This is a genomic window from Dietzia sp. SYD-A1, from assembly GCF_015356725.1.
Lineage (GTDB): Bacteria > Actinomycetota > Actinomycetes > Mycobacteriales > Mycobacteriaceae > Dietzia.
This window is the reverse complement of sequence record NZ_JADDKI010000276.1, coordinates 1-8,657: the sequence shown is the minus strand read 5'-3', so window position 1 is coordinate 8,657 and position 8,657 is coordinate 1. Positions and strand designations below refer to the sequence as shown.

Sequence of the window (8,657 nt, the reverse complement as noted above, 5' to 3'; positions counted from 1 at the left end):
GCCCGGGTCGTCGCCGCTCTCTGCGAGACCGTCGGCGGGGCCGCGGTTCCGCCGCTCGTCCACGCCCACGCCCTGCCCACCTGGGTCGGGGCACTGGATGTCGTCCTGGTCTCGGGCGACGACGCCGGGGACCGTGACCTCGCGTCGGCCGTCGACTCCGCCGCCCACAGGGGCGCCGTCGTCGTGGTGGACGTGCCGAAGGAAGGACCCGTGGGCGAGTCGGGAGGGGGCCGCGCCGTCTGGCTCTCCCCGCTCCCGTACCTCCCGCCGCACCGGGGGGTCCTGCACCACCTGGCCGCGGGGATGGCGGTCCTCACCGCCCTCGGCGTGCCGGGACTGGACGTCGGCGTGGCCGCGGACGTCGTCGACGTCGAACTCGAGGGTCTGGGGCCCGATCTCGCGACCCCGGTCAACCCGGCCAAGCTCCTCGCCACCGCCGTCTCCGGCTCGGACCCGCTCGTGTGGATCCACGCCGATCCGGTCTCGGCGGCGTACTGCGACCGTGCGGTGGCGGCGTTCTGCGACGCCGGCAGGGTCACGGCGGCCTCCTCCGTCGCGGACGCGGTCCGGTCCCAGGCCGAGCGTGCCCGTGGCCTGCCCGCCGTGGACCCCCTCGCGAGTCTGTTCCACGATGACGAGTTGGACGGTGAGCGCGAGCACAGGACGATCCGACACCTCGGTATGGTGTTGAGCGCGGACGAGGAGTTCGTCCGCGTGACCGCGGGTCCGCTCGTGGACGTCGAGTGGATCTCCGATCGCGGTCGGGACACGCTCGGCGCCGCACCGGCCCCGTTGAGCGGAAGGGTGGCCGCGCTCATGGCACGGACAGAGCTTTCCGCCGCGTATTACCTGGTGGGGGGGCTCTAGACCCGTGGTGGCACTCAGCCCGGTCGTCCAGGCGTACGCGTGGGGATCCCGGACCGCGCTCCCCGAGTTGTGCGGGACGCTCTCCCCGGCACCGCACCCGGTCGCCGAGCACTGGTTCGGTGCCCACGACTCCGGCTCGTCGCTCTGCGCGGACGGGCGGGGGTTGGACGCACGGATCGCCGCAGACCCCGAGGGTGAACTCGGTGCCCGGGTGGCCGCGCAGCACGGCGGAGGGTTGCCGTTCCTCGTCAAACTCCTGTCCGCCGAGCAGGCGCTCTCGCTGCAGGCACATCCGTCCCCGGAGCGGGCGAGAGAGGGGTTCGCCGCGGAGGACGCGCGGGGGATCGCCCTGCACGCACCGGATCGCAACTACCGCGACACCAACCACAAGCCCGAGATCCTGGTGGCCCTGACCGAGTTCCACGCGCTGGTGGGATTCCGTCCCGTGGCCCGGACCGTGGAGTTGTTGGACGCGTTGGACGTCTCCGCGCTGCGCCCCTACCGCGCGATGTTGGACGGACAGCCGGACGCCGAGGGCCTGCGCGCCGTGTTCACCACCTTCGTGACGATGCCGCACTCTGCGCTGGCGACGGTGGTGGCGGACCTCGTCACCGGGGCCGTCGACTACCTCACGGTGGAAGGCGTCGCCGGGCGGTGGTCGCACGAGGCCACGACCGTGGTGGAACTGGCCGAGCGCTACCCCACGGACCCGGGGGTCCTGGGTGCCCTGCTGCTCAACAGGGTGGTGCTCCTCCCGGGGGAGGCCGTGTACCTGGGACCAGGTCAGCTCCACGCCTATCTCCGCGGGGTGGGGGTGGAGGTGATGGCCAACTCGGACAACGTCCTGCGCGGGGGGCTGACGCCCAAGCACGTCGACGTCCCGGAGCTGATGCGCGTGCTCGCGTTCGACCCGCTGGTGGACCCCACGGTCCGCCCGGTCCGGGCAGACCGCGGGATACCGGGGGAGATGGACTACCCCACGCCGGAGCCGGACTTCGCGCTCTCGCGCATCGAGCTCCCCGCCGCCTCCGGTCCCGTCGGCTATCCCACAGACGGGCCGGAGATCCTGTTGTGCACCTCCGGGCGAGTGCGCGTGGCGGAGAACGGGACCACGGAGACACTGGGGCCCGGCCACGCGGTGTGGGTGCCCGCCTCGACTCCGGAGGTCGTGCTGGAGGCCGTGGACGGGGCCACCGTCTTCCGCACCCGTGTCGGAGATCCGGCGACGGGGACGCCGCACCGGTAGAGCGCCCCGCTACTGTGGTGCGGGAGTCTTTCCACGAATCACGAGGAGCTGGTCGCACACATGTCCGCTGATCTGCAGGTGCAGTCCGTCAACGGTCTCGAGTTCAAGGTGGCGGATCTGTCGCTGGCGGAGGCGGGCCGCAAGCAGATCCGTCTGGCCGAACACGAGATGCCCGGTCTGATGGCGCTGCGGGAGGAGTACGGGGAGCAGCAGCCGCTGGCCGGCGCACGGATCGCCGGGTCGATCCACATGACGGTGCAGACGGCGGTGCTGATCGAGACCCTGACCGCGCTCGGCGCGGAGGTCCGGTGGGCCTCGTGCAACATCTTCTCCACCCAGGACGAGGCGGCCGCCGCCGTCGTCGTGGGCCCGGAGGGAACCCCCGAGGCCCCGTCGGGCGTGCCGGTGTTCGCGTGGAAGGGCGAGACGCTCACCGAGTACTGGTGGTGCACCGAACAGATCATGACCTGGCCGGGCGCCGATCCCAACATGATCCTCGACGACGGCGGCGACGCCACCATGCTCGTGATCAAGGGCAAGGAGTTCGAGCAGGCCGGGGCCGTGCCGGCGGACGACCCCGCCTGGTCCGCGGAGGAGAAGGTCTTCCACGCTCTGCTGCGCGAGTCCGTGCCGGCCCACCCGGGCAAGTACACGGCCATCGCCGAATCCGTCCAGGGCGTGACCGAGGAGACCACCACCGGCGTGCACCGCCTGTACCACTTCCACTCCGAGGGGGTGCTTCCGTTCCCCGCGATCAACGTCAACGACGCGGTGACCAAGAGCAAGTTCGACAACAAATACGGCACCCGCCACTCGCTGCTGGACGGCATCAACCGCGGCACCGACGCCCTCATCGGCGGCAAGAAGGCCCTGGTCTGCGGGTACGGCGACGTGGGCAAGGGATGCGCCGAGGCCCTGGCCGGTCAGGGCGCGCGCGTCCAGGTCACCGAGATCGACCCGATCAACGCGCTGCAGGCGCTCATGGACGGCTTCGACGTGGTGACGGTCGACGAGGCCATCGAGTCGGCCGACATCATCATCACCGCCACCGGCAACAAGGACATCATCACCTTCGACCACATGACGCGGATGAAGAACAAGGCGATCCTGGGCAACATCGGCCACTTCGACAACGAGATCGACATGGCCGGACTGGAGTCCGCCGAGGGCGTCACGCGCATCAACATCAAGCCCCAGGTCGACGAGTTCGTCTTCGATGATGACGGCCGCTCGATCATCGTGCTGTCCGAGGGCCGTCTGCTCAACCTCGGCAACGCCACCGGCCATCCCTCGTTCGTCATGTCCAACAGCTTCTCCGACCAGGTGATCGCCCAGATCGAGCTGTTCAGCAACGCCGACCAGTACCCGGTCGGGGTCCACCTGCTGCCCAAGATCCTCGACGAGAAGGTCGCGCGACTGCACGTCGAGGCCCTCGGTGGATCCCTCACCACGCTGGCCAAGGACCAGGCCGAGTACATCGGTGTGGACGTCGAGGGCCCGTACAAGCCCGACCACTACCGGTACTGACCCGCAGACCGGTGGTCGCGCGACTGGTCGTCGTCGAGGGGCTCGACGGTGCGGGCAAGAACACCCTGACGACCGCTCTGGTCGGTGAGCTCACCGACCGGGGTGTGTCGGTCGGTCGGCTCGCCTTCCCCCGGTACGGGACCCTGCACGCCGACCTGGCCGCGGACGCCCTGCACGGCGGTCAGGCCGGCGCCGCCGACTCGCCGCACGCGATGGCCCTGCTGTTCGCCCTGGACCGGCACGCGGCGCTGTGTGAGCTGCGCGACCTGATCGGCTCTCACGACGTTGTCTTGCTCGACCGCTACGTGGCGTCCAACGCCGCGTACACGGCGGCCCGGCTCGGCCCCGGCAGGCAGGACGAGGTTCTCCGCTGGATCGGTGAGCTCGAGTTCGACCGACTCGGGTTGCCCACACCGGACCTGCAGATCCTGCTCGACACCCCTGTCGCGCTGGCGGCCGAGAGGGCGGGATCCAGGGAGACGGCGGACCCGGGTCGGACCCGGGACCGCTATGAGAGGGACGCCGCTCTCCAGACCGCGACCGGGGAGATCTACCGTCGACTGGCCAGCACCGGATGGCGCTCGCCCTGGCAGGTGTCGGGCGTCGACCCCGATGTGCGACGGTTGGCCGACGTGGTGGTCGGACACTGAGCTGTCGGGCCCCGAGCCGAGGCGTGGGCCCGTCCCGCGCGCACGGGACGGGTAAGGTCTTCATGAACGCATGCCGACATACACGCCGACACAAGTGGTGACAATGACCCCGAAGATCCTCGTCGTCGACGACGACGCCGCCCTGGCAGAGATGCTCACCATCGTCCTGCGGGGCGAGGGGTTCGAGACCGAGGTCGTGGGCGACGGCGTCCAGGCCATCGAGACCTTCCGTGCGGTCCAGCCCGATCTGGTCCTGCTGGACCTCATGCTCCCGGGCCGGAGCGGGATCGACGTGTGTCGGGACATCCGCGGTGAGTCACGGGTGCCGATCGTCATGCTCACGGCCAAGACCGACACCGTGGACGTGGTCCTGGGACTCGAGTCCGGGGCCGACGACTACATCATGAAGCCGTTCAAGCCCAAGGAACTGGTGGCCCGCATCCGGGCGCGGCTGCGTCGCGGCGAGGACGAGCCGAGCGAACTCCTGCACATCGGGGACGTGAGCATCGACGTGCCCGCCCACACCGTGACGCGGGACGGGACCCCCATCCCGCTCACCCCGCTCGAATTCGACCTGCTCGTGGAGCTCGCGCGAAAGCCCCGCCAGGTCTTCACCCGCGAGGTCCTCCTCGAACACGTGTGGGGCTACCGCCATTCGGCCGACACCCGGCTGGTCAACGTCCACGTCCAGCGCCTGCGGGCCAAGATCGAGAAGGACCCGGAGAACCCCGAGGTCGTCCTCACCGTTCGCGGCGTCGGGTACAAGGCCGGTCCGGTCTCGTGATCGACCGTCGCACGGACGACGCGTCGGCGTCCTCCGGCGACGGGCGCGACACCAGGGACGTGGCCGACTCGTCGCCGACGCTCAGAGAGCGACTCCGGGACCTGGATCTCACGGTCCTGGGGATGCGGATCGCCCGGATGTGGCGGCGTTCCCTCCAGCTCAGGGTGGTCACCTCCACCCTGGCGCTCTCCATGGGGGTGATCCTCACGATCGCGTTCATGCTGCAGAGCCAGATGGCCGCCCAGTTGCTCTCCACCAAGCTGGACGCCGCGGTCGAGCAGACGGGCAGGCTACGGGTCACCGTCGAGGCGCAGATCGCCGCGACCGACGAGGGGACGAGCGAGCAGTCCCGTCTCGACCAGGCGCGAAGCGCCCTGGGGGAACGGGGAATCGCCGCGGAGGGTGAATCCGTCCACGCGGGGACCTTCGAGCCGATCCTGGTGGTCCCCGACCAGACCGGCCGCGGGCAGGTCGTCAGCCCGGCCGACGCGCGGGTGCCGGCGGATCTCCAGGCGCTGGTGCAGCGGGGACTCGTGGCGCAGAAGATCGAGCCGGTCGTGTTCCGCGACGAGGAGACCTCGGCGCTCATCATCGGCACCCCCACGGACTCCTCGATCCCCGGTCTCGAGCTCTACCTGGTCTACCCGCTCATCGCCGAGGAACAGACCCTCGGGATCATGCGCGGGATCGTCGCGACCGCGGGCCTGGCGATCATCGTCCTCAGTGCGGCGATCGCGTGGATGGTCGCCCGACAGGTGGTGCTCCCGGTCCGCCAGGCGGCGTCGATCGCGCAGCGGTTCGCCAACGGCCACCTCAAGGAACGGATGGTGATCCGGGGAGAGGACGATGTCGCCCGACTGGCCATGGCGTTCAACGACATGGCGCAGAGCCTGTCCGATCAGATCACTCAGTTGGAGGAGTTCGGGGACCTGCAGAAGCGGTTCACCTCGGACGTCTCCCACGAGCTGCGTACTCCGCTGACCACGGTCAGGATGGCGGCCGACATCATCTCCGACTCGGCCGGGGACCTGGATCCCCCGACCAAGCGCGCGGTGGAGTTGCTGGAGTCCGAGCTCGACCGTTTCGAGAGCCTGCTCACCGACCTCCTCGAGGTCTCCCGCCACGACGCCGGTATGGCGGAACTGTCGGTGGCATCGTTGGACGTCCGGGGGGCGGTCGAGGACGCGGTGTCCACCGTGTCGCACATCGCGGAGTCCGCGGGAGTGCAGGTGGAGCTGGACATGCCGTCCGAACCGGTGATGGCCGAGGTGGACTCCCGTCGGGTCGAGCGCATCCTGCGCAACCTCATCGCCAACGCCCTCGACCACTCTGAGTCCAAGCCGGTGCGGGTGACTCTCCGGGGGTCGGAGGCGGCCCTCGCGGTCTCGGTCCGCGACCACGGGGTGGGGCTCAAGCCCGGCGAGGAGTCGCTGGTGTTCAACCGCTTCTGGCGCGCCGATCCGTCACGGGTCCGTCGGTCGGGCGGGACCGGGCTCGGTCTGGCGATCGCGCTCGAGGACGCCAAGCTCCACGGCGGTCGTCTGGACTGCTGGGGGAGCCCGGGCGAGGGGTCGTGCTTCCGCCTGACCATTCCCCGTCGGCACGGCGGCACCCTCACCTCGAGCCCGCTGCCGCTGACGCCGGAGGACGAGGCGCGGCTGGTGCGGACCGGGTCCCCGACGCCCCTGGCGCGTGTCCCCGGTTCCGAGGAGGTCCGTTCGTGAGCCGCAGCCGGGCCTTCCTCGTCGCGATCGCGACGATCTGCGCCACCGTGCTGGCCGCGACCGGCTGCGCGACCCTGCCCTCGTCGTCATCCCCCCAGGTCATCGACACCTTCTCTCCGTCCGGTGCCGGGCTGGCCGTCCCCACCCCGGTTCCCGACCAGGAACCGGACCTCCTGGTCCGCGACTTCCTCAAGGCCGCGGCGATCGCGGACCAGCGCCACGCCGCGGCCCGGCAGTTCCTCACCCCGGAGGCGGCGGACACCTGGGACGATTCGGCGGAGACCACCATCGTCCTGCGGGCAGATCTCAGCGCCGAGGGCGGCCGCGGCGCCGACCGGGCGGAGTACACCCTGCGCGCCGAGAAGGTCGGGTCGCTCGACCCCGGTGGCATCTTCAGGGAGGACGTCGGGCAACTCGAGGTGACGATCGGCCTGGCCCGGCAGGACGGCCAGTGGCGGATCGACCGGCTTCCCCCGGGTGTCGTGATCGAGCGGACCGAGTTCGTCTCCACCTACGCCCAGCGCGACCTGTTCTTCCTCTCCGGATCCGGTGACTCGCTGGTACCGGACACGCGGTGGACCGCCGCGGACCGGACCGATCTGGAGTTCTCGCTGGTCAACCTGCTCGCCACCGGGCCCCGACCGGGCCTCGAGTCCGCCGTCCTGTCCCGGATCCCGGCATCGGTCTCGGTTCGCCCCGACGATTCCGCCGATGGGCAGCAGGGAGCCGGGACCGCCATCGACTTCACGGGCCTGCCGGTGCTGAGCAGCCAGGCCACCACGCAGTTCGCCGCGCAGGTCGTGTGGACCCTGGCCCGCGCGGACGTTCCCGGGCCGTACCGGCTCGAACGCGACGGCGCGCCGCTCGACGAACGCTTCGTCGACGGGTGGACGACGGAGGACGTCCGGACGTTCGACCCGTATCCACCGGTCGAACCGATGCGCTACGCGCTCACCGCCGCCGACGGCCTGGTGAGATTGGACGCCTCCGGCGCCAGACCGGCGGGCGGCCCGTGGTCGCAGGTCCGCGGGGGACGGAATGCGACCCTGTCGCACGACGGGGAAGCGCTGGCGGTCATCGCCGGCGAGGACCCCGCGGCGCCCCAGCGGTTGCTCATCGGCGCGGTCGACGGCGAGCCCGACGAAGCCCTTGTCGCCCGGACCCTCACCGGGCCGACCTTCCACCCCGTGGACGGGCGCGCCTGGGTGATGGTCGACGACACGAGGCTGGTGCGGGTGGGCATCGGGGTGCAGGCCCCGTCCGTCCAGGAGATGGACGGCGCCCCGCTCCGCGCCCTGGGCTCCCGGTTCACCGGTCTGAGGATCGATCCGTCCGGGGCGCAGCTGGCGGTGGTGGTCGACGGCAAGGTGTTCATCGGCGCCCTCTCCGCGGAGACCGGGCAGCCGCTCGCCGGGACGTTCCGGCAGATCGGCAGGGCGTTGGGGGAGACGGCCGCCGTCGTGGCGTGGCGGGACCGCTCGACGGTCGTGATCGGTCAGAACACCACTGAGGTACCCGTCACCACGATCACCGTCGACGGCGCGATGACCACGCCGCTGTCCCAGCGCAACATCGCCGGACCCGTCACGGCGGTCGCCGCCGCGGGCCGCGAGGTGTACGTGGTGGACCAGAGGTCCCTGCTGAGGCTCGACACGGTGGCCGAGACCGGGGACCGCTACTGGCGGGAGATCAACGGACTGGCCGCCATCCGGGCGGACCCGGTCGTCGCGGGCTGACGAGTGCCGGCGGGGGCCGACGGGAGACGCGGGCGCCCACCGGGCCCCGGGTGGTCCGCGGCGCTGGCGGATCTCGTGGTCCCGCTGGAGTGCGCGGGGTGCGGGCGCGCGCGGCAGCGATGG

At 71.0% G+C, this 8,657-nt stretch carries 7 protein-coding genes; all 7 read left to right on the top strand.

Translation table 11 applies throughout. The features are described from left to right. The coding region (locus IY392_RS11760) for a hypothetical protein (protein ID WP_194861324.1) at positions 1-867 on the top strand (867 nt) is incomplete at its 5' end. Positions 868-871: 4 nt separating this feature from the next. Further along, the gene (manA, locus tag IY392_RS11755) at positions 872-2,113 is read left to right on the top strand and encodes a mannose-6-phosphate isomerase, class I (RefSeq protein WP_107755932.1); all 1,242 of its coding nucleotides are present in this window, start codon (positions 872-874) and stop codon (positions 2,111-2,113) included. Between the two features lie 60 nt (positions 2,114-2,173). After that, complete coding sequence (ahcY, locus tag IY392_RS11750; protein WP_194861323.1) at positions 2,174-3,640, top strand: adenosylhomocysteinase; 1,467 nt, start codon at positions 2,174-2,176, stop codon at positions 3,638-3,640. 11 nt (positions 3,641-3,651) lie between these two features. Further along, positions 3,652-4,290, top strand: a complete 639-nt coding sequence (locus IY392_RS11745; RefSeq protein ID WP_194861322.1) for a dTMP kinase — start codon at positions 3,652-3,654, stop codon at positions 4,288-4,290. A 103-nt stretch (positions 4,291-4,393) separates the two neighbouring features. Further along, complete coding sequence (mtrA, locus tag IY392_RS11740) at positions 4,394-5,074, top strand: MtrAB system response regulator MtrA (RefSeq protein ID WP_107755935.1); 681 nt, start codon at positions 4,394-4,396, stop codon at positions 5,072-5,074. Beyond that, entirely contained in the window at positions 5,071-6,798 is a 1,728-nt protein-coding gene (gene mtrB, locus IY392_RS11735; RefSeq protein ID WP_194861321.1) for an MtrAB system histidine kinase MtrB, read from the top strand. Before mtrA ends, mtrB begins: the two co-directional genes overlap by 4 nt. Further along, positions 6,795-8,534: an LpqB family beta-propeller domain-containing protein gene (locus IY392_RS11730; protein ID WP_182612907.1), complete on the top strand. Its 1,740-nt coding sequence runs from the start codon at positions 6,795-6,797 to the stop codon at positions 8,532-8,534. Before mtrB ends, IY392_RS11730 begins: the two co-directional genes overlap by 4 nt. Positions 8,535-8,657: the final 123 nt, after the last annotated feature.